Here is a 23,956-nt window from a genome sequence, read left to right as displayed (position 1 = left end):
GTTGTCCGTCAGCCAGATAGTTGTGTCTAACCATTTATTAATCAAACCAATCTGCGTATGTGTAAAAACTTTATTCTTTAAATCGCTCTTAATAAACCGTTTGCCACCACCAAAAAACTGTTTTCCCCGATTTTCAATTAAAACAATTAAAACCATAAAGATGAACAAAAACTACAGTTGTCAAGGCAGATTCTTGCCCTATCGACAGGTAAATGTCATGTTTGGGAATGCTGCATTAAGAGTAAAAAATATCTTAATGCTTGTTTTCCTTCTGACGATGGCCAGCTTCTGGAATGCAGCTTATGCAGATGGAAGTAAGGACCTTTATCCATCCGGAGTAGTGGGTAACCGTGCTTTCCTGTATAGTAATAGCTATACGGCCGGAGGAACCACCATCAATTCCTGGCCTTTTAAAACTTTAGGAACGCATTATGTCTATGCCCAGGTGGGAGAAACTATTGCGACAGGATCTAGCGCCCAAAACATTGGTAATGGACGTATCAGGTTGATAGCACCAGACGGGACTCAATTCTTATCTGCTGCGAATACAACAGGTCAAATTCCTAACCGTGCCGGTGAATTAGCCGGACCGCAATATCCAGGACAAGGAGCCGGAGGTGACCGATACACACCTTATTCGGTCACAGTTGGTGCCGGACAGGCGGGAATCTGGAAAGTAGAATTTTTACCTTCGGGTTCTGAAACCAGCAGCTCTACACCAAGTGTTGTGGATGTTGCTGCTGATGCTAACTGGACGCAAGGAAACAATACAGAATTGATAGCTGCCTGGGATATTTCCGTAAGAAATGCAGCTAATTCCAATTGGATTTCCGGACGTGTGTATTCAAATGTGTTTAACCTGCACATACAGGGAACTTCATTTCAGGCAAATAAGGCCTTTTATGGTAAATTTACTGTTTTAACACGTGACGGAATTGCCTATAGAGTAACCAATAACGGCTCGAATGGAGTTGGGTTTACTTTTTTTGTAAATAATAAAGGTTTTTTGGATGCTACAGGAAACCCTTCCTATAAGAGTTTGAACCTTTCAAGCCCTTCAAGTGCTGATTTTAGAGTTCATGACCCTAGAAGTCAGGACGATGCTAATAACGTTACGCATAAAATATTTTATACAACGCCTGCTGCCGATTTGCCTTCAAGTGCAACTCAGGCAGTAAGTACTTCTTTGAGCGTAACAACCTGGTTAAAAAACACTGTGATTACGCCTACGGCTACAAACATCACTTATACAGGTGCAGAGGGAACTCCAAACCGTTCCGGTAATAAGGGAGCTTATATTGGTTTCGATTCTAACCTTTCAGGAACATACAGAATTGAAATACTGGGAGCTTTCCCAACCAGAACCATAACAGGAAACTGTAATATGGGGACCAATACTGTTTTTTGGGACGGACGTGACGGGGCAGGGAATACGCTGCCGGCCAATACCAATATTGGAGAAATCAGAGTACAGCTGTTTGGTGCCGAAGTCCATTTCCCTTTTATAGATATGGAAATTAATCCGGGAGGTATTATTATTGAGCAACTGAACAGCAGTTATAACCTTTATACACCAAATAGAGATTTGGTATATTGGGATGATTCAAATGTTCAGGGCGGAAACGCAAATACACAATCAAACCCTACTGCTTCCGGAATAGCTGGTATTTCAAGTAACAGCAACGGACATAAATGGGGAAGATACACGATGGGTAGTTCTGGAACAGGAAATAATGGAGATGGAGGTTCAAGTTTTGGTAACGAAAAATCATTAGATACCTGGAGTTTTGTTCCCGGAGAAGTAATTATAAAAACACTCGATATTATTGTTGCAGCGGCTGATTTGGAAGTAGTAAGCGTTACGCCTTCAACTACCACTGTAGCTGTTGGACAACAAGTCAACTATAATGTAGTAGTAAAAAATAATGGGCCAAGCGACGTGACAGGTTCAGGCTTTGCCTTTGTTGTTCCGGCCGGATTTACAATAACGGGAGTTACTTATGTAAATAGCCAGGGAACTGTTGTAGTAGTGAGCGGAGCTGTAGACCCAGTTTCGGGCAACTATATAGCTGACCTGAATATGACAAACGGTTCAGAAATCGTATTTACGATTACAGGAACTGTAGGTTCATCTTTAGCAGGACAACCTTTAAATGTGGAAGCTTCAATTATACGCCCGGCTGACGTAACAGATATTGATGCCACTCATCCTGGCACAACACCACCAACCGACCCACATTTGGAATGTAGAAACGGAACAGCAGTTGAAAACTGTAATAATATTAAATACAACAACCTGAATGTTGCCGCTATAGCCGACCTTACAATTGTGAAAACGGCAAATGTTACAGTGCCTACAATCGGGCAATCGGTAACTTTTACAATTGCTGTGACGAACAACGGGCCAAATGCTGCTACAGGAGTAGTAGTTACAGACCAGTTGCCAACAGGTTTTACTTATGTTTCTTCAACTGTTACTGCCGGTACTTACAACAGTGGTACGGGAATCTGGACAATAGGAAACATAGCTAACGGAGTTACACGAACAATGACTGTTACTGCAACGGTAAATGCTACAGGAAACTATACAAACGTAGCTACCGTAACAGGTACAGAAAATGATCCGGTTCCGGGTGATAATACAGATGACGTAACGGTTGCTCCGGATGCAGATGCGAATTTGGAAATTGCCAAGACTGTAAACAATGCAACGCCAAATGTTGGCTCACAGGTAGAATTTACTTTGGTTGTAACCAATAACGGACCGGGTAATGCAACCAATGTATTGGTAACAGACCAGCTTCCTTCAGGATATACGTATGTTTCACATACAGCAGGACAATCCTATGCTTCCGCAACAGGACTATGGACAGTAGGGAACTTAGCTAATGGAGCAATCCAGACTTTAGTAATTACCGCTACTGTCAATGCTACCGGAAACCATACGAATACTGCTACTGTTGATGGCGATGAAAATGACCCTGATACAACAGATAACACAGATTCAACAACAACAACTCCTGTGAATGTTATCGTAGCCAATAACGATGCTACTGCAACTCCTGTAAATGGTTTGGCAGGTGGCCAGGCTATTGCCAACGTAGTATCAAACGACACGTTGAACGGTTCGCCAATCACGGCTGGTACAGTAACAATTTCTACTGCTCCCGGAGCTGTTCCGGCAGGATTGTCGTTCAATACTTCAACCGGAGCGGTAAGCGTAAATGCGGGAACTCCTGCAGGAACGTATACTTTCGACTATACCATCTGCGAGGTGCTAAACCCTACGAACTGTGACACTGCACAAGTCACTGTAAACGTAGCGGCGGCTCCAATCGTAGCGAATAACGACACTACTGCGACTCCGGTTAACGGTATCGCGGGCGGTACGGCTATACCAAACGTATTAACAAATGACACACTGAACGGCGCAGCCATCACAGCAGGTACGGTAACGATTACAACCGCACCGGGAGCTGTTCCGGCAGGACTGTCTTTCAATACTTCTACGGGAGCGGTAAGCGTAAATGCGGGAACTCCTGCAGGAACGTATACTTTCGACTATACCATCTGCGAGGTGCTAAACCCTGCGAACTGTGACACTGCACAAGTCACTGTAAACGTAGCGGCGGCTCCAATCGTAGCGAATAACGACAATACTGCGACTCCGGTTAACGGTATTGCGGGCGGTACGGCTATTGCTAACGTAGTATCAAACGACACGTTGAACGGTTCGCCAATCACGGCAGGTACAGTAACAATTTCTACTGCTCCCGGAGCTGTTCCGACAGGACTGTCTTTCAATACTTCAACCGGAGCGGTAAGCGTAAATGCGGGAACTCCTGTAGGAACGTATACTTTCGACTATACCATCTGCGAGGTGCTAAACCCTGCGAACTGTGACACTGCACAAGTCACTGTAAACGTAGCGGCGGCTCCAATCGTAGCGAATAACGACACTACTGCGACTCCGGTTAACGGTATGGCAGGAGGTACGGCTATACCAAACGTATTGGCAAACGACACGTTGAATGGCTCGCCAATTACGGCAGGTACAGTAACGATTACAACCGCACCGGGAGCTGTTCCGGCAGGACTGTCATTCAACACTTCTACGGGAGCGGTAAGCGTAAATGCGGGAACTCCTGCAGGAACGTATACTTTCGACTATACCATCTGCGAGGTATTAAACCCTGCGAACTGTGACACTGCACAAGTCACTGTAAACGTAGCGGCAGCGCCAATCGTAGCGAATAACGATACTACTGCGACTCCGGTTAACGGTATGGCAGGAGGTACGGCTATACCAAACGTATTGGCAAACGATACCCTGAATGGTGCAGCCATCACGGCAGGCTCGGTAACCGTTTCGGTTGCTCCTGGAGCTGTTCCGGCAGGATTGTCGTTCAACACATCTACGGGAGCAGTAAGCGTAAATGCGGGAACTCCTGCAGGAACGTATACTTTCGATTATACTATCTGTGAGGTGCTAAACCCTACGAACTGCGACACTGCACAGGTCACTGTAAACGTAGCGGCGGCACCAATCGTAGCGAATAATGATAATCCAACTCCGGTTAACGGATATGAAGGAGATACTGATGTAGTAAATGTTTTGACTAATGATACTTTAAATGGTGTTCCGGTAGTACCATCAGAAGTTGTAATTACGGTAACTACTCCGTCAACAAACCCAGGCGTAGAGCTTGACCCGGCAACAGGAACGGTAAGCGTAGATCCGGAAACTCCTGCGGGAACCTACACGATAGTGTACCAGCTATGTGAAATATTAAACCCAACAAATTGCGATTCAGCTACAGTAACTATTGTCGTAACTGCTGCGCCAATTGTAGCGGTTAATGATACAAACGCCACTCCGGTAAATGGTTATGTAGGAGGAAATGCAATTCCAAATGTTTTAGCAAACGATACTTTAAATGGAGTAGCAGTAATTCCAGGTGAAGTAACAGTTAGTGTTGTACCGGGAAGTGTACCGGCAGGAATAACATTCAATACCACTACAGGAGCAGTTGATGTTTTAGCGGACACACCGGCAGGAAACTATACTTTTGATTATACAATTTGCGAAATATTAAACCCAACCAACTGCGATACTGCAACCGTAACAGTTGTAGTAGCCGCAGCACCTATCGTAGCCAATAACGATACTCCAACACCGGTTAACGGATACGAAGGAAATCCAGATGTAGTAAACGTACTGGATAACGATACCCTAAACGGTGTTCCGGTAGTACCATCAGAAGTTGTAATTACGGTAACAACCCCATCGACTAATCCGGGCGTGGAACTGGATCCTGCAACGGGAACGGTGAGCGTAGACCCACAGACACCTGCGGGAACCTACACTATCGTATACCAACTGTGCGAGATACTAAACCCGACCAACTGTGATTCTGCAACCGTAACGGTAGTAGTGGAAGAGGCACCAATCGATGCGGTTAATGATAACCCGGCTCCGGTTAACGGATACGAAGGAAATACGGACGTGGTGAACGTATTGGATAACGACACATTAAACGGTGTTCCGGTAATCCCATCTCAGGTAACCATCACGGTAACAACCCCATCGGCTAATCCGGGCGTGGAATTGGATCCTGCAACGGGAACGGTAAGCGTAGACCCACAGACTCCTGCGGGAACCTATACTATCGTATACCAATTATGCGAGATTTTGAACCCGACCAACTGTGATTCTGCAACCGTAACGGTAGTAGTGGAAGAGGCACCAATCGATGCGGTTAACGATAACCCGGCTCCGGTTAACGGATACGAAGGAAATACGGACGTGGTGAACGTATTGGATAACGACACATTAAACGGTGTTCCGGTAATCCCGTCACAGGTAACCATCACGGTAACAACCCCATCGGCCAACCCTGGCGTGGAATTGAATCCTGCAACAGGAACGGTAAGCGTAGACCCACAGACTCCTGCGGGAACCTATACTATCGTATACCAATTATGCGAGATTTTGAACCCGACCAACTGCGATTCTGCAACCGTAACGGTAGTAGTGGAAGAGGCACCAATCGATGCGGTTAACGATAACCCGGCTCCGGTTAACGGATACGAAGGAAACACAGACGTAGTAAACGTATTGGATAACGACACATTAAACGGTGTTCCGGTAATCCCATCTCAGGTAACCATCACGGTAACGACTCCATCGGCCAACCCTGGCGTTGAATTGGATCCTGCAACAGGAACGGTAAGCGTAGACCCACAGACTCCTGCGGGAACCTATACCATCGTATACCAACTGTGCGAGATTTTGAACCCGACGAACTGCGATTCTGCAACCGTAACGGTAGTAGTGGAAGAGGCACCAATCGATGCGGTTAACGATAACCCGGCTCCGGTTAACGGGTATGAAGGAAACACAGACGTAGTAAACGTATTGGATAACGATACCCTAAACGGTGTTCCGGTAATCCCATCTCAGGTAACCATCACGGTAACGACCCCATCGGCTAACCCTGGCGTTGAATTGGATCCTGCAACAGGAACGGTAAGCGTAGACCCACAGACTCCTGCTGGAACCTACACCATCGTATACCAATTGTGTGAGATTTTGAACCCGACGAATTGCGATTCTGCAACCGTAACTATAGTAGTAGAAGAAGCACCAATCGATGCGGTGAACGACAACCCGGCTCCGGTTAACGGATACGAGGGCAATACCGATGTAGTAAACGTACTGGATAACGATACCCTAAACGGTGTTCCGGTTATCCCGTCACAGGTAACGATTACGGTAACGACCCCATCGGCTAACCCTGGCGTGGAACTGGATCCTGCAACGGGAACGGTAAGCGTAGACCCACAGACTCCTGCGGGAACCTACACCATCGTATACCAATTGTGTGAGATTTTGAACCCGACCAACTGTGATTCTGCAACCGTAACGGTAGTAGTGGAAGAGGCACCAATCGATGCGGTAAATGATAATCCAACTCCGGTTAACGGATATGAAGGTAATCCTGACGTAGTGAACGTATTGGATAATGATACCCTAAACGGTGTTCCGGTAATCCCATCACAGGTAACCATCACGGTAACGACTCCATCGACTAACCCGGGTGTGGAATTGGATCCGGCAACTGGAACAGTGAGCGTAGACCCACAGACACCTGCGGGAACGTATACTATTATATACCAGTTATGTGAGATATTAAATCCTACAAATTGTGAATCAGCTACAGTGACAATAGTTGTTAATCCTGCTCCAATCGATGCGGTAAATGATGACTTGACCGGTACGATTGTAAACGGAACTGAAGGAATGGTAAATGCCGGAAACGTATTTACTAACGATACGCTGAATGGTGTAGCGGTTATTCCATCAGAAGTAACTCTAACAACTGTAAATGCAGATGCTCCTCTGACATTAAATCCTGACGGAACAATAACTGTTGCGCCTGGAACACCAGCAGGAACATATACGTTAGAATACAGCATTTGTGAAATATTGAACCCAACCAACTGTGATACGGCTATAGTAACAATTTTGGTTCAGGTGCCAGGTGTTGAAATTATCAAGCAAGGAACCTTCAATGATGCAAACGGTGACGGATTTGCACAGGTAGGGGAAACCATTACTTATAATTTCACGGTAATCAATACCGGAACAATGGAATTGACAAACATTACGGTATCCGATCCTTTGGTGACTGTAAATGGCGGACCTCTTGCAACTTTAGCTGCAGGTGCTACTGATTCGACTACATTTACTGCAGTCTATACGTTTACACAAGCTGATATTGACGCAGGAGTTGTAAACAACCAGGCATTAGTAACTGCTACTCCGGTAGTAGGAACACCAATTACAGATGACTCAGATAGTAATGACCCTACATTGCCAGGAAATGACGATCCAACTGTAACTGTACTACCTCAAAATCCTAAGTTTGAATTATTCAAAGAAGGAGTTTATCAGGATGCGAACAATGACGGAATCGTAAATGCCGGAGATGTTATCCAATATAGCTTTACGGTTAGAAATACAGGAAACGTAACTGTTACGAATATTTCTGTGACCGACCCTATAGTTGCAGTTTCAGGCGGACCTATTGCTTCTTTAGCACCACAAGCTACTGATTCAACAACGTTCACGGCAACTTACACCATATCCCAAGCTGATATTGAATTAGGAGCAGTTTATAACCTGGCGTTGGCAGAAGGTACAGATCCGTCTGGAAACCCAATTGATGTGGAGTCGCAGGACCCATCTCCGTTAGACCCGAACGATCCGTTATACGAACCAACCTGTCCGGATTGTACAGTTACGATTATTGAGCAAAATCCGGCGATTGCGCTGATTAAGACAGCAACTTTCAACGATAGCAATAACAATGGAATCGCAGAAGTAGGAGAAACCATCACTTATAACTTTACGGTAACCAATACAGGAAACGTAAGCCTGAGCGATGTGACTGTTACAGATCCGCTACCGGGAGTTGTTGTAAGTGGAGGTCCTATAACTCTTGCTGTTGGAGAAAGTGACAGCACTACATTTACGGCTATCTATACCATTACACAAGCCGATATCAATGCAGGAAGTGTGTCGAACCAGGCATTCGTTACAGGAAACAGTCCGCTGGATGTAGAAGTTACAGATGCTTCTGACCATACAGATAATGCAGGAAACAATCCAACGATTGTTGAAATTGACGGATGTACCATCAATGTATTCAATGTAGTTACTCCAAATAATGATGGCAGCAACGAATTTTTATACATAGGAGGATTAGGATGCTATCCAGACAACAAAGTAGAAATTTTCAACCGCTGGGGTGTTGTAGTTTACGAAACAAGTGGCTATAACAACAATGACAAAGCCTTTAGAGGATATTCTGAAGGAAGGGTTACAGTAAACAAATCAGAAGGATTACCTGATGGTACTTATTTCTACATCTTGAAATACAAAAAACAAGATGGTACTGTAAGAGAAAAGAGCGGCTATTTATACTTAAGCAGATAAAGTTAAATTCCTGGGAATCGGAATGGGTTCCCAGGATAAACAAATTAAACAATGAAAAAAATAATCATATTTTTCGTCTGGATTCTTGTAGGTGCAAGCGCATTTGCACAACAAGATGCGCAATACACGCAGTATATGTACAATACCATCAATATCAACCCTGCTTATGCAGGTTCGCGAGGCGTACTAAGCGTTTTCGGACTTCACAGAACGCAATGGGTTGGTTTGGACGGAGCACCGGTGACCAATACCGTTTCTATCAACACGCCAATTAACGGCACTAATATAGGAATGGGATTATCATTTGTAAACGACAGGATAGGACCTACAGATGAAAATGCAATCTCTGCAGATATTTCCTATACTGTTAAGACTTCAGAAACATTTAAGCTGTCTTTTGGAATTAAGGCTACAGCAAATATGTTCAATTTGGATGTTAATAAGCTGAATCCGGCAGATCAGGGAGATCCGCGATTAATGAATCTGAATAATAACTTCACGCCAAACATTGGGGCAGGAGCTTATTTTCATTCCGATAAGATGTATTTGGGACTTTCGGTACCAAACTTTTTTGAAACCCACAGATACGATGACAATTCAGTATCTGTAAATCAGGAAAGGATGAATTTTTATCTGATTGGAGGTTATGTTTTCGATTTGAGTCCAAGCATCAAATTCAAGCCGGCCTTTTTGATGAAAGCTGTAAATGGAGCGCCGCTTCAGGCTGACGTCTCAGGAAACTTTCTTTTCAATGATAAGCTGACGCTTGGAGTAGCCTGGAGATGGGATGCAGCCGTGAGTGCTATGGCAGGATTCCAAATCACAGAAGGACTATTTGTAGGCTACGGATATGATTTAGAAACGACAAAGCTTGCCAACTACAATTCAGGTTCGCATGAGGTTTTCCTTCGTTTCGAATTATTCAACAGATTCAACAAAGTAACCTCTCCAAGATTCTTCTAAAAGCAGCAACTATGAAAAAACAATTATATACAGCCCTGGCAGTCTTTTCTTTACTGACTGCCCAGGCACAGGAAGCCAAACTTGCAGCTGCCGACAAGCAGTATGAGAAATATGCCTATGTCGATGCAATCAAGACGTATGAAAGGGTAGCAGAGAAAGGATACAAATCTGTTGATCTCTTCCAAAAGCTGGGAAATGCTTACTATTTCAATGCAGAATTAGACAAAGCCAACAAATGGTATGAGGAACTTTTTGCAATGAACCAGCCGGTTGATGCGGAATACTATTACCGTTATTCGCAAACCCTTAAATCGGTTGGCGATTATGAAAAGGCGAATCAAATGCTGGCGCAGTTTAACCAAAAGAATGCGGCCGATTTAAGAGCGCAGCTGTACACCAAACATAAAGATTATCTGGAGGAAATAAAAGCCAATTCTGGGCGATACAAGGTTGAAAATATCAATATCAACTCAGAATATTCTGATTACGGAACCGCTTTTTTTGGCAATAAACTTGTTTTTACTTCTGCCAGAGATACCGGAGGTCTTTTCAACAGAAAGCACCAGTGGACCAACCAATCGTTTACGAAATTGTATGCCTCTGAAATCAGTTCGGATGGTTCTATGTTGGAGCCGGAACAATTCAACACTTCCCTGAACAGCAAATTCAATGAAGCCACGCCTGTTTTTACCAAAGATGGAAAAACAGTCTACTTCACCAGAAATAACTATAACAAAGGGAAAAGAGGAAAGAACAGCGACAAAGCGACGTTATTGAAAATCTACAAAGGTACTCTTGAAAATGGCAAATGGGTAAACATAACGGAATTGCCTTTTACAAGCGACAATTACAGTACGGCACACCCTGCTTTGAGTCCGGACGAAAAGACCTTATACTTTGCATCAGACATGCCGGGAACTTTAGGTCAGTCGGATTTGTTTAAAGTGGCAATTAACGCTGATGGTAGTTTTGGAACTCCGGAAAACTTAGGGAAACAAGTCAATACAGAAGGCCGTGAAACTTTTCCATATGTTACAGATGAAAATGAATTGTATTTCGCTTCAGACGGACAACTTGGATTAGGAGGTTTGGATGTTTTTGTAACCCAGATTAATAAAGACGGAAGTTATGGTGAAATCAAAAACGTTGGAGCTCCCGTTAACGGGCCAAAAGATGATTTTGCTTTCATGATTGATACCAAAACCCGATTCGGATTTTTCTCTTCGAACAGGGATGGAGGTAAAGGATATGATGACATCTACAAATTCCAGGAAACAAGACAAATGAAATGCGAGCAATTACTGGCAGGAACGATTACGGATAAAGAAACCGGACTTCCTATTGCCAATGCAAGGGTAACGTTGGCTGATGCTTCATTTAAGGTTATCAAAACCATCTATGCCGACCACGAAGGAAAATACAGCTTTGATGTAGAATGCGGGAATGTGTATTATGTAAAAGCAGAAAGCAAAGATTATACGCCAAACGAACTAAAAGCCATTATCCCGAAAGAATCCGGAGAAACAGACCTTTCTATCGAATTGGATAAACCGGTGAAGCAGATTACGGTTGGAACCGATTTGGCCAAAACATTCGGCATCAAGATTATTTACTTTGACCTTGATAAGTGGAATATCCGTCCGGATGCAGCTATTGATTTGGCTAAAATTGTTGACGTGATGAAACAGTATCCGAATATGAAAGTTGATGTCCGTTCGCATACGGACAGCCGCCAGACTCATAAATACAACCAGAAACTTTCTGACCGCAGGGCAAAATCTACCATCGACTGGATGGTTCAGGATGGAGTTGCCAAAGAAAGAATCACGGGTAGAGGCTATGGCGAAACCCAGTTAGTTAATAAATGTGCAGATGGTGTTGAATGTACAGAACAGGAACACCAGCAGAACAGAAGAAGCGAATTTATCATCACAGCCATGTAATGTTTAGATAGTTTTAAGGTTAAAAACCGTGCTTGCAAAAGCACGGTTTTTTTATTCAGAATTATTCCCGAGTACCTCAGTACCTTAGCGACTTAAAGAAACTCCCAAAGTAATTTCAGCATTCAAAACTTTAGAAACCGGACAAATCTGTTTCGCTTTTAAAGCTATATTTTGAAACTCTTCTTCCGAAATTCCGGGAACAACACCATTCAATTCCAAATGGATTTTAGTAATCGTTCCGTCTTCAAAAGTTAACACAGCTTCAGTATTCAGGTCGGTAGGTACATAATTCAATTCGCTTAACAAAAAGCTCAACTGCATCGTAAAACATCCTGAATGAGCTGCAGCTATTAATTCTTCCGGGTTTGTTCCTACGCCTTCTGCAAAGCGTGTCTTAAAAGATAATTGGGTGTTGTTTAGAGTAGTGCTTTGAGTACTGATGGTTCCTTTTCCTTCCATTCCAGTACCTTGCCAGTTTGCGTTTGCTTTTCTTGTAAATTTCATGATTTCTAAATTTTAATTGTTATTTGTTTTTTGTAATTATTTGCTTAGTTTTTCTTTTAAGGCATCTACAGCCTGTTTGATGGCTGCTCTTGGAGCCGGAGTTTCTGTAATTGGATTGAGCATAACGAAGTCGTGAATTGTCCCGATGTATCGTGTAGCTGTAACTTTCACACCTGCTGCATTTAGTTTTTTGGCATAAGCTTCGCCTTCATCGCGCAGCACGTCGTTTTCTGCAGTAATAACCAAAGTTTCAGGCAAACCTTTTAATTCTTCAATATCGGCTCGCAAAGGAGAAGCTGTAATCTGGTTTCTTGTCGCTTTTTCCGGTGCATAAATATTCCAGAACCATACCATTGCATTAAGTGTTAAAAAATGTCCGTTGGCAAATTGCTGATAGGAAGCCGTGCTGAAATCGGCATCGGTTACCGGATAAAAAAGCAATTGGAAATCAATTTTAGGGCCTTTTCTTTCTTTGGCCATCAACGTTACAGCAATTGCCATATTACCACCAACACTATCACCGCCCACAGCCAGTTTTGTTGGATTTAGTCCGATAGAAGCTCCGTTTTCTTTAATCCATTTGGTGGCAGCATAGGCTTCTTCATTTGCAACCGGGAATCGGGCTTCAGGAGCAGGAGTGTAGTTTACAAAAACAACAGCTATGTTGGCTCCAACCGCTAATTCTCTTATCAGTCGGTCATGTGTAAAAGCATTTCCTAAAACCCATCCTCCACCGTGGAAATACATCAGTACCGGAAGTTTTTCTTTGGGACCTTTTGGTTTTACAATTTGGATGGAAACGGTTTTTCCATCCTGTGTAATGGTTTTGTTTTCAATATCGGCAGGTAATTTTTTGTAATCTCCTGTCTGTGCATTGATTAATACTTTTCGGGCATCTTCGATAGAAAGTTCATAAAGCTGTGGGCCTGAATTTCCGTGAACGGCTTTTAGGAATTCACGAGTGTTTTTTTCGATACTGTAGCTACCTGCTAATGATGGATCGATTTGACTTACTGCTAGTGTTGCATTTAATACCGCAACGGCTGCTATTGCTAATTTTTTCATGATGTAAATTATTAAGTTATAATTGTTTTGATTTGATGGGACAAATTTATAGCGGGTTTAATTATAAATCAAATTGATAATTTTTTACCTTTATAAAATAAAATTATAATGTATGACTATACAGCAATTAAAATACATCGTAGCATTAGACGAAGAACGCCATTTTGCAAGGGCTGCAGAAGTTTGTAATGTTACCCAGCCCGGACTTACAATTCAGCTGAAAAATCTGGAAGAAGAAATAGGAATAAAAATATTCGACCGTACAAAAGTACCTTTGACACCCACAAAACTCGGAACACAGATTATTGCAAGAGCAAAAAAGATACTCCGCGAAGTCAATGAAATTCGAGATTTTGTTATTAATGAAAAAAATGACCTGGAAGGAGAACTAAAGCTGGGTGTTATTTCTACCTTGTCGCCTTATCTGATTCCCTTATTCATAAAGGCAATGAAAGAAGCTGCGCCTAAAATGCATTTTGTTATTCGTGAAGCTTCTACGGGTCAGCTAATGCACGATATTGAAACTGGAGCATTAGATGTGGCGCTTATGGCTACTCCAACCGGAAACCCGAACCTGAAAGAACACCATGTTTTTAACGAGCCTTTTGTGGCCTATCTTAACGAGAGCCATCCGTTTGCGGCTAAAGACTTTTATGAACTCCAGGCCAGTGACAAACCGGAACTTTTGCTGTTGCAAAATGAATACTGTTACAATGCGCAACTTCTCGATATATGTGACATTAAGGAAGACCGCAAAATAAGTGAGCAGTTCTCTTATGACATCAGCTCTATAGAAACGTTGAAAAATCTGGTACGGGCCCAACTCGGTTTTGCAATCCTTCCGGAACTTTCCATACTCAATGAAAATGAAAAGCATTTGTTTAAGCCATTTAAGGAACCCAAACCCATTCGGGAAATCAGTCTGGTGGTTTCAGATACATTTTCCAAAAAGCTGTTATTGGAAAAAATGAGCCGTGCCATTTGGGATTGCCTGCCGGAGACGCTTAGGAAGGATTTCAATTACCGTAAAATTCAATGGAACGATTCGCCTTATTTTATTAATGCGATCAAAGGATTTATGTAAATCGCGTCTTTGCGTCTTTGTGAGCAATTATTTTTCATGCAAAGGCACAGAGTCGCAAAGCCTAAAGTTATTAAAGTAAAAAGAGAATAACATAAAATAAAAAAGCTCCCAATGGGAGCCTTGTATCAATAAATCCAGGTGTATTATCTGGATATAAAATCTTCAGCATCTGTAAACTGTGACTTAAAAGCCGTTACTTTCTCTTTTAGATTCTCTGTCTTGCAATTCAGCTTAAATGCATAAAAACTAAGTTGTCCGTGATTAGGAAACTCCTTATCGAGCTCAGCTTCAACGTTGAGGATATAGTTAAGGGCCTGCTTTTTGACATAGCCCCAAAGTTCCCTGATTTTTGCTTTGGTGAAAGATTCTTTATGATTGGCTCCGAAAGCATCGCTGATGCATTTCTCAGCAATCTCTTTAAAAAAAGGTTCTTCCGGAAAAGAGTACTTATAATATCGGTCGGCGTATACCTTAAATTTGCGCATAATGCTTTGTACTACTGAAACGCCATTGTCCAGAGCATGAGTCTTGTTGTATTCCATAACGTTCACCCTCGTGGTATAAGGGATTTTTTGTAATTTTAAGTAATAGATTAGGGTTCTACAAACTTACTTTAAAATTTACTCTTTTTCAAATTAAAGGACTTAAAATCGGTCACAAAAAAGCCTTATTTAGACTGATTTCATCAATTTGCAAGAATTATTTGGAAGTATTTTTAGATTCTGTAAGATTTTTCTTTTTATACTTGGTGTCGAACAGCTTTTTAATCTTGTTGCTTACAAGTGACGCTTTTACGTTAATCACTCTTCCATTGTTAAAATGAAACTCATATTCGTCAATTAGCTTTTCGATTTTGTACACCTGGTCCATATTATATACGACATCTTCGTATCTTTTTGGTTTGATGAAATTCATGCTGTGGTATTTAAGTAACGAAATATTGGAAATTATCTTTTCAGGGCAAAATGGGCCTTAAATTCTTTGTTCACTCCATCACGGCTCTTATAAAGCAATTTAAACCAGTAATCTGTTGCAGGCAGCGGATGTCCGTTATAGGTACCATCCCATCCGGCAGACGAAGGAAAAATCTGCTTGATTAGTTTTCCGTAGCGGTCAAAAATATAAATTGTAGCCTCCGGTTGGTTGGAAAGCCCGTCAATGTTCCAGGTGTCATTATAACCATCTGCATTCGGCGTAAAGTAATAAGGATAATTCAAAGCGTATACAGTAAGCGTAATCAAACCGCATCCCTGCGTGTCTCTTACCATAATTTCATATTCACCTTCATAAATATTCGTAAACTGATTGCTGGTTTGCGGCGCACCGCCGTTCAGTTGGAACTCATATTGTCCTGAACCGCCCGTAACGTTAACCGTAATAATCTGGTTTTTATTAAAATCTCTTCCCACTGTAGCTTCTGCAATGGCAATAGATGATGTGCCTACAGTTGTTGTTGCCGTTGCCGTACATCCTGAAGTCAGATTAGTCACTATTACTTCATAGGTTCCGGGCTCGGTGGCAATATGCATATTGGTAGTGGTAGGCAGGACGGTGTTGTTTCGGGTCCAGACAAAACTATGGTTAGCATTAGGAACCTGGCAATGCAGATTAACCGTAGAAATATAGTTGCCTGTTTGATTGTCAAGACAGATATAACCTTCCTTAAGTATTGGTTTTGGTGGTGCGGCTACCGTTACAGTTGTTCTGACCGATGACGTACAGCTGCCATTGTTTACAGTATAGGTGATTATTACTGTGCCTGCATTAACTCCGGTAACATTTCCGGCTGCATCAATCGTTGCTATATTCGTATTCCCACTTGTCCAGATTCCGCCAGGAGTAGGATGGGTTAGCTGTATCGTGTTTGACAGGCAAACTGCATTAGGACCGCCAATGGCAGGAAGAGCAAGGCTGTTAATAGTAACCGCAAGGGTCGTGCCCGTTGCACATTGCCCGGCATTTGGTGTAAACACATAATTTCCACTGGTAGTATTGTTTATTGCCGGAGGATTCCATGTACCTGATATTCCGTTAGGCGATGTTGTTTGTAGCACAGGTACCGTATCGCCGCTACAGAATGCCAATGTGGTTGGAAAATCCGGTAAAATACTATTGCTGACTGTTACGGCTAAAGTAGCTGTTGTTGCACATTGTCCCGCATTTGGCGTAAATATATAGCTTCCGCTTGCAGTATTGCTGATGGTTGGAGGATTCCAGGTTCCGGTGATTCCGTTTGGAGAAGTCGTATTCAGGACAGGAACCGTACTTCCGTTACAGATTGTCATTATTGTTTGGAAATTTGGTACTGTTTGAGGTGTGATAGTCACTCTCAAAGTCATATTAGTGGCACATTGTCCGGTATTTGGTGTAAAGAGATAGCTTCCGCTTGTGGTATTGCTGATTGTTGGCGGATTCCATGTACCCGTGATTCCGTTTGGCGAAGTCGTATTTAACGTAGGAACCGTATCTCCGTTGCAGAAAGTCAGTGTTGTAGGGAAATCCGGTGTGATGTTGTTATTGATGGTTACGTTTAATGTAGTTGGCGTGGCACATTGTCCGGCATTTGGCGTAAACACATAGTTTCCGCCTACGGTATTGTTGATTGTTGTCGGGCTCCATGTGCCGGTGATTCCGTTAGGAGAAGTTGCCTGCAAGGCAGGAACCGTATCCCCGTTACAGAATGCCAATGAAGTAGGGAAATCGGGTACGATATTGTTGTTGATGGTCACATTCAGAGTGGCTGTTGTAGCACATTGTCCGGCATTAGGTGTGAAGACATAATTTCCGTTTGTTGTATTGCTTATTGAAGCAGGGCTCCATGTTCCGTTAATTCCGTTGGGTGATGTTGGCTGTAAGGCAGGAACTGCATCTCCGTTACAGAAAGTCAGTGTCGTAGAGAAATCTGGTGTGATAGCGTTATTGATAGTTACATTCAGTGTAGCCGTAGTAGCACATTGTCCGGCATTAGGTGTAAATAGATAGCTTCCGCTTGCGGTATTGCTGATTGCTGCAGGATTCCATGTTCCGGTGATTCCATTTGGCGAAGTTGGCTGTAAGGCAGGAATCGCATCTCCGTTGCAGAAAGTCAGTGTGGTAGGGAAGTCCGGAGTAATATTGTTATTGATGGTCACATTCAGTGTAGCCGTAGTAGCACATTGTCCGGCATCCGGTGTAAATATATAAGTTCCGCTGCTGGTATTGCTGATTGTTGGAGGATTCCAGAATCCCGTAATTCCGTTTGGAGAAGTCGTATTTAGTAAAGGTATTCCGTCACCATAACAGAATGAAAGGGCTGTTGCAAAATCAGGTGTGATGTTATTGGTAACTGTTACGTTTAGTATTGCTGTCGTGGCGCATTGTCCGGCATCTGGTGTAAATACATAACTTCCGTTTGTTGTATTGCTTACTGTGGCAGGACTCCATGTACCCGTGATTCCATTGGGTGAAGTTGTATTCAGCAAAGGAGCAGTGCTTCCTGTACAAATAATCAAAGAAGAAACAAAATCCGGTGTGATGTTATTGTTGATAGTGACATTTAATGTGGTTGTTGTAGCACATTGTCCGGCATTTGGCGTAAACACATAGTTTCCGCTTGCGGTATTGCTGATTGCTGCAGGATTCCATGTTCCTGTGATTCCGTTTGGAGAAGTAGCCTGAAGTGCAGGAACTGTATCGCCGTTACAGAATGCTAACGAAGTAGGGAAATCCGGCGTAATATTGTTATTGATAGTGACATTTAATGTGGTTGTCGTAGCACATTGCCCGGCATTTGGTGTAAATACATAGCTTCCGCTTGCGGTATTACTGATTGCTGCAGGATTCCATGTTCCGGTGATTCCATTTGGCGAAGTTGGCTGTAAGGCAGGTACCGTATCTCCGTTGCAGAAAGTCAGTGTGGTAGGGAAATCCGGAGTAATATTAGTATCAATAGTTACATTCAGGGTAGCTGTAGTGGCACATTGTCCGGCATCCGGTGTAAATACATAGCTTCCACTTGCTGTATTACTGATTGCTGCAGGATTCCATGTTCCGGTAATTCCGTTAGGCGAAATGGCCTGTAAGGCAGGAATAGTAGCTCCGTTACAGAAAGCCAGTGTGGTAGGGAAATCCGGTGTGATGTTGTTATTAATGGTTACGTTTAATGTAGTTGTCGTGGCACATTGTCCGGTATTTGGTGTAAAGAGATAGCTTCCGCTTGTGGTATTGCTGATTGTTGGAGGATTCCATGTACCCGTGATTCCGTTTGGCGAAGTCGTATTTAACGTAGGAACCGTATCTCCGTTGCAGAAAGTCAGTGTTGTAGGGAAATCCGGTGTGATGTTGTTATTGATGGTTACGTTTAATGTAGTTGGCGTGGCACATTGTCCGGCATCTGGTGTAAATACATAACTTCCGTTAGTTGTATTGTTTATGGTTGCCGGATTCCACGTACCCGTAATTCCGTTAGGCGATGTGGCATTCAGGGTAGGAGCGGTATCTCCTGAACATAGGCTTAATGTGGTTGCAAAATCAGGCGTAATGCTGTTGGAAATAGCAACATTTAAGGTAACGCCAGGAGAACACAGTCCTGCTGTTGGTGTAAATACATAACTTCCGTTTGCGGTATTGCTGATGGTTGGAGGATTCCAGGTTCCGGTAACTCCGTTAGGGGAAGTATTATTCAATGCAGGTATACTGGCACCTGCACAGTAGTTAAGCGATGTTGGAAAATCAGGAATTGTTGCCGGGTTTACTTCCAATTGAGCAGCGTTGCTCACTAAAGTATGCTGTGTAGAAGTGACCTGACAATAATATTGGCTGTCATCAAGCGTCAAAGGTGCCGGATTGATAGTAAGCGTATTGGTATTTGCTCCCGTAAAAGGCGCTCCGTTGGTAACATTGACCCAGTTTCCGCTTGCGTCAAGCCTTTTCCATTGGAAGGTAAAACCGGTACTGTTGGCAAGAGATGCGGTATAAGTAACCGTATTGTTTTCACAAACTATCCTGCTCGTTGGATTGGATAAGGTTGGCGGAACAGTATTGGTTACATTATGAATTCCTATGTTGGCACAACTTTCAGAGGTTTGGGTATTCCAGTCACTGCTGTTAAAAACAGCTTTTGGAGCCACCGCGTTGGGATTTCGGATAACGGAATATCCTACGTTGTTTGGTGCATGTACATTGTCGATAATAGTTCCGTTTTTAAGCAGTTGGAACTCATCATTGGCATTAAATCCGGTTGGGTAGGTCTGGCTTGAAGTAATGCCGCAGGGAATAGTGCCTGTTCCAATTCCGATTAAAAAAATTCCTCCCGGTGGGATGGAACCGCTCAATACAATGGTATAAAAAGTAGAACCGCCAATATCACCATATCTTCGTATCGTATATCCTGTCAGGTCAACAGTAGCATTGGTTCCGTTATATAATTCTATAACACCGCCATCACCGGCCTGAGCATCATAAAGTTCAGAAATATAAATGTCGCTCGAATAATTTCCGACACTTGTTGTTGAAATTTTGGTAAAATTAGCTGTGGAAAAACCCTCGCATCCGTTGGTAGTAATACTGATTAGCCCTGAAGCATTTCCGGCCGGTACATAGGCTTTGATAACCGTATTGGAAACAACAGTAAAACTGGTTGCCGGAATACCGTTGAATTTTACGGAAGAAGTTCCGCTGCCATTCGTAAAGCCATTACCGTTTATAGTAACTAATGTATTTTGTGGTCCTGAAGCAGGCGTAAACGAAGTAACTGTTGGTGCGGCACAATTGGAAGTCACGCTTCCGTTTAATGTAAAATCATCCAGACGGAATGTACCGTTTCCGGTAGATCCGGTAAGTGAAATCACAACAGTAACAGTTCCCGTAAGTCCGGAAACAGTATTCGCAACGTTGGTGGTTCCAATAGCGCCTCCGGTAGCATCAACCGTACCGCTACCAACATTGATACCATTGATGGACATCGACCAGTTTTGAGGCCCGAAATTACTTCGCTGCCTCCAAAAATCAAATGAAGTAACATTTACCTGAAAATTCGCAGCAACGTTAAATGTCAGGGTAATCGTAGCATTTGCAGATGTAGTAAGACGTAAAGCTTCTCCTGTAGCTCCGGCTGTACTTGTCCATGTATTAAGGCTGTTGCTCCATAATGAGCCGGACAGATTTGTATTTAAAGTAGTTGGTGCTACCGCATAAGGATGTGCCGAAATAGTCGTTGTACCAAAATTATGATAATAAATCTGTGCCGTAGCATCGGATAGGGTTACCAAAAAAAATAAGACCACAAATAAAAGCGTATTTTTTTTGACAGGATTGCTAAGGTTTCTTGACATAGTATGGGAGATTAGCATTATTTCAAAACCTACGAAAAGTAATGTTTATTCTACTTTGGAAGGATTGGTTTTTCTTTATTAAATATTTAATAAACAGTTACTTAAATGTTTTTATCGTTGTCTGTTGAGGTAAACCCATCCGGTTACTGTTTGTCCGTCGCTTTTGGAAATGGCATAATAGTAGGTTGCATCCGGAAGTTCTTTTCCATCATCAGATTGTCCTTTCCATTGGTTTGTATAATTTTTGTATCCGTATACTTTAACACCATATCGGTTGAAAATGGTCAGTTCTTTTACACCTAATCCGCTAAGGTCAAATTCATCATTTTTATTGTCGTTGTTAGGAGATATTCCTTTTGGTATGCTGCAGAAAATACCGTATACGGTTTCTTCTCTGGTTAAGGTACATCCTTGTGCAGTGGTCACCTGTACTGTATAAGTTATAGGGAATTCTTCTTCAACAGGAGTAGAGTTCAGCAGTTCGGTTACGTTCAGGCTGGAATCGGTTCCTACTCTGACGCCCTGATTATTTTTCCATTCGTAATCAACATCATTACTATCAAAATCAGAAATTGGAACAACGGTCAGCCTATAGTTTCCGCCTTCGCATCCGTTATCTACTTTAAAATCAAGTTGTCCTACTGTTACGTTTAATGTCACGTTTGAAGCACATTGTCCGGCATTTGGAGTAAATACATAACTTCCGCTTGTGGTATTGTTTATAATGGCCGGATTCCAGGTTCCTGTGATTCCATTTGGTGAGGTAGTAGCCAATGCTGGCGCGCCATCTCCGTTGCATAATGCCAATTCTGTTGCAAAATCCGGGATAATGCTATTCGTAACGGTTACATTTAAAGTCGTACTTGTTCCACATTGCCCGGCATTTGGTGTAAAGACATAGCTTCCGCTTGCCGTATTGCTCACAACCGCCGGATTCCACGTTCCTGTAATTCCGTTGGGTGAAGTAGCGTTCAATAGCGGAGCCGTACTTCCGGTACAGATTGAAAGTGCGGTAGGAAAGTTTGGCGTGATTCCGTTAGTTACAGTCACGTTCAAAGTCATATTTGTGGAACATTGCCCTGCATTGGGTGTAAATACATAGCTTCCGCTTGCCGTATTGCTCACAACCGCCGGATTCCATGTTCCTGTGATTCCGTTGGGTGAAGTAGCATTTAAAACCGGTGCTGTGCTTCCGGTACAGATTGAAAGTGTGTTAGGAAAGTTTGGCGTGATTCCGTTGGTTACAGTTACGTTCAAAGTCATATTTGTGACACATTGCCCTGCATTGGGCGTAAATACATAACTTCCGCTTGCCGTATTGCTCACAACCGCCGGATTCCACGTTCCTGTGATTCCGTTGGGTGAAGTAGCATTTAAAACCGGTGCTGTGCTTCCGGTACAGATTGAAAGTGTGGTAGGGAAGTTTGGCGTGATTCCGTTGGTTACAGTTACGTTCAAAGTCATATTTGTGGCACATTGCCCTGCATTGGGTGTAAATACATAGCTTCCGCTTGCCGTATTGCTCACAACCGCCGGATTCCACGTTCCTGTGATTCCGTTGGGTGAAGTAGCATTTAAAACCGGTGCTGTGCTTCCGGTACAGATTGAAAGTGTGGTAGGGAAGTTTGGCGTGATACTATTAGAAACCGTTACATTTAAAGTCATATTTGTGGCACATTGCCCGGCATTGGGTGTAAATACATAATTTCCGCTTGCCGTATTGCTCACAACAGCCGGATTCCATGTTCCGGAAATTCCGTTTGGTGAAGTAGTGTTTAATACCGGAGCCGTACTTCCGGTACATATTGAAATTGCAGCTGGGAAATTAGGCGTGATGCTGTTAGATACGGTTACGCTCAAAGTTATATTTGAGGCACATTGTCCTGCATTAGGAGTGAATACATAATTTCCGCTTGCCGTATTGCTCACAACAGCCGGATTCCATGTTCCGGAAATTCCGTTCGGGGAAGTAGTGTTCAATACCGGAGCCGTACTTCCTGTGCACAAGGAAAGTGTAGTAGGGAAGTTAGGCGTAGTACTGTTAGTTAAGGTAAGATTAATAGTGTCTCTTATCTCCAGGCCACAACTGTTGGTAGCAGTTAGGGTAATAACAACAACGGTTCCTGCCTGTGAAGCGCTTGAAGTATAGGTGGTTGACAGATTGGTTGCCGTTGAAAACGTACCGCTTACAGCCGACCATCTTACTGATTGATATCCCTGCGCAATTCCGTTCAAAGAAATTGTAGTTCCGGCACAAGCCGACATAGTAGCAGGTCCGGCATCAACAGTAAATGGAGGAACAGGAGCAGAACAGCCATTGTTGATATAGGTTGCAGTTCCTGCCGGAGTGTATTGCACTATTGCGCCATCTGCAGGAACAGTAGCACCATTGGTGTCAATTAGCAGGGCACGGTCATAGGAAACGGTATCAGAGCAGGAACCAAAAGAAATAGTCAATGTTCTGATTCCGGTTCCTGAGTTGGCAAAATGCCCTGACACTGTAGTCGGGTTATTTTGAAAAATGATATAAACGTTATCAGTTAAAGCTCCAAATGAATTCAGGTCGGTATCAAAATTATGGCTGGTGACCAAAATTACACTGGCATTGGCCGGAAGAACACCTCCTGTAGGCTCGATTAACTGGCCACATCCGCCGGCATCCAGAATATCAGCATTAAGAGTAGCTACTTTTGCAGCGGTGACAGAGTTTCGTATAAGTCCCTGCCATGGATTGTTTGGCCATGACACGCTCATATTACTTGTATTTATAGCAGTATTGCCTACTTTAAATCGTACCATTTCATTCAATCCTTCCTGTACGCCACAAGCGTCAACCAGTATACTTTCGATTTGGAAACATTGGGAGAAAGCGTCTTGATAAGAGAAAAGAGCCAGAACAGCAATAATAAGGAAATGTTTGAGCTTTTGTAATTTCATTTGAGTCAGTTTAAAACCGGCGCAATCTAGGAATGACAGATTAACTGAAGCCGTTGTTTGATTTATCAAAATGTTATGTTGGTGCCGGCCGGTGTTACGTTTTCGTTTCTTCAATGTTACCGGCATAAAAAAGCCTGCTGTTGCGGCA

Annotated in this window: 10 protein-coding genes; 4 read left to right on the top strand and 6 right to left on the bottom strand. The window is 42.9% G+C overall.

Annotation, left to right across the window (positions count from 1 at the left end; translation table 11 throughout):
- Nucleotides 1-160 precede the first annotated feature (160 nt).
- From B0G92_RS12270 to B0G92_RS12260, 3 genes are read left to right on the top strand one after another with little or no spacing between them, the layout of a single operon-like run.
- The gene (locus B0G92_RS12270; RefSeq protein ID WP_180326440.1) at nt 161-9,001 is read left to right on the top strand and encodes a DUF7507 domain-containing protein; all 8,841 of its coding nucleotides are present in this window, start codon (nt 161-163) and stop codon (nt 8,999-9,001) included.
- A 51-nt stretch (nt 9,002-9,052) separates the two neighbouring features.
- Nucleotides 9,053-9,964: a PorP/SprF family type IX secretion system membrane protein gene (locus B0G92_RS12265; RefSeq protein WP_056065329.1), complete on the top strand. Its 912-nt coding sequence runs from the start codon at nt 9,053-9,055 to the stop codon at nt 9,962-9,964.
- A gap of 11 nt (nt 9,965-9,975) precedes the next feature.
- Entirely contained in the window at nt 9,976-11,907 is a 1,932-nt protein-coding gene (locus B0G92_RS12260; protein WP_101472410.1) for an OmpA family protein, read from the top strand.
- An 84-nt stretch (nt 11,908-11,991) separates the two neighbouring features.
- On the opposite strand, the gene B0G92_RS12255 is transcribed toward B0G92_RS12260, so the two are convergent.
- Nucleotides 11,992-12,411: an OsmC family protein gene (locus B0G92_RS12255; protein WP_056065334.1), complete on the bottom strand. Its 420-nt coding sequence runs from the start codon at nt 12,409-12,411 to the stop codon at nt 11,992-11,994.
- Between the two features lie 36 nt (nt 12,412-12,447).
- Nucleotides 12,448-13,476, bottom strand: coding sequence for an alpha/beta hydrolase (locus tag B0G92_RS12250; protein WP_101472409.1), 1,029 nt, complete (start codon nt 13,474-13,476; stop codon nt 12,448-12,450).
- Nucleotides 13,477-13,588: 112 nt separating this feature from the next.
- On the opposite strand from B0G92_RS12250, the gene B0G92_RS12245 reads away from it, so the two are divergent.
- Nucleotides 13,589-14,560 (top strand): hydrogen peroxide-inducible genes activator, encoded by a 972-nt coding sequence (locus tag B0G92_RS12245; RefSeq protein ID WP_101472408.1) that lies wholly within the window; start codon nt 13,589-13,591, stop codon nt 14,558-14,560.
- A gap of 143 nt (nt 14,561-14,703) precedes the next feature.
- Here B0G92_RS12245 and B0G92_RS12240 read toward each other — a convergent pair whose 3' ends face one another.
- The 4 genes from B0G92_RS12240 to B0G92_RS12225 all read right to left on the bottom strand — a co-directional run bounded on the left by B0G92_RS12240 (nt 14,704) and on the right by B0G92_RS12225 (nt 23,808).
- A complete protein-coding gene (locus B0G92_RS12240; protein WP_056065340.1) occupies nt 14,704-15,102 on the bottom strand; it encodes a hypothetical protein in 399 nt (132 codons plus the stop codon).
- Between the two features lie 157 nt (nt 15,103-15,259).
- A complete protein-coding gene (locus B0G92_RS12235; RefSeq protein ID WP_056065342.1) occupies nt 15,260-15,475 on the bottom strand; it encodes a hypothetical protein in 216 nt (71 codons plus the stop codon).
- 32 nt (nt 15,476-15,507) lie between these two features.
- Nucleotides 15,508-20,871 carry a T9SS type B sorting domain-containing protein gene (locus tag B0G92_RS12230; protein WP_180326439.1) on the bottom strand — a complete coding sequence of 1,788 codons (5,364 nt, stop codon included), beginning with the start codon at nt 20,869-20,871 and terminating at the stop codon, nt 15,508-15,510.
- A gap of 111 nt (nt 20,872-20,982) precedes the next feature.
- Nucleotides 20,983-23,808, bottom strand: coding sequence for a T9SS type B sorting domain-containing protein (locus B0G92_RS12225; protein ID WP_180326438.1), 2,826 nt, complete (start codon nt 23,806-23,808; stop codon nt 20,983-20,985).
- Between the last annotated feature and the right edge of the window lie 148 nt (nt 23,809-23,956).

This window comes from Flavobacterium lindanitolerans (genome assembly GCF_002846575.1).
Taxonomy (GTDB): Bacteria; Bacteroidota; Bacteroidia; order Flavobacteriales; family Flavobacteriaceae; genus Flavobacterium; species Flavobacterium lindanitolerans.
The sequence above is the reverse complement of the archived record's forward strand: the minus strand, read 5'-3'. Positions and strand labels throughout refer to the sequence as shown.

Coding starts and splice junctions, on each gene's coding strand:
- B0G92_RS12270 (WP_180326440.1), top strand. CDS start 161: ATGAACAAAAACTACAGTTGTCAAGGCAGATTCTTGCCCTATCGACAG.
- B0G92_RS12265 (WP_056065329.1), top strand. CDS start 9,053: ATGAAAAAAATAATCATATTTTTCGTCTGGATTCTTGTAGGTGCAAGC.
- B0G92_RS12260 (WP_101472410.1), top strand. CDS start 9,976: ATGAAAAAACAATTATATACAGCCCTGGCAGTCTTTTCTTTACTGACT.
- B0G92_RS12255 (WP_056065334.1), bottom strand. CDS start 12,411: ATGAAATTTACAAGAAAAGCAAACGCAAACTGGCAAGGTACTGGAATG.
- B0G92_RS12250 (WP_101472409.1), bottom strand. CDS start 13,476: ATGAAAAAATTAGCAATAGCAGCCGTTGCGGTATTAAATGCAACACTA.
- B0G92_RS12245 (WP_101472408.1), top strand. CDS start 13,589: ATGACTATACAGCAATTAAAATACATCGTAGCATTAGACGAAGAACGC.
- B0G92_RS12240 (WP_056065340.1), bottom strand. CDS start 15,102: ATGGAATACAACAAGACTCATGCTCTGGACAATGGCGTTTCAGTAGTA.
- B0G92_RS12235 (WP_056065342.1), bottom strand. CDS start 15,475: ATGAATTTCATCAAACCAAAAAGATACGAAGATGTCGTATATAATATG.
- B0G92_RS12230 (WP_180326439.1), bottom strand. CDS start 20,871: ATGTCAAGAAACCTTAGCAATCCTGTCAAAAAAAATACGCTTTTATTT.
- B0G92_RS12225 (WP_180326438.1), bottom strand. CDS start 23,808: ATGAAATTACAAAAGCTCAAACATTTCCTTATTATTGCTGTTCTGGCT.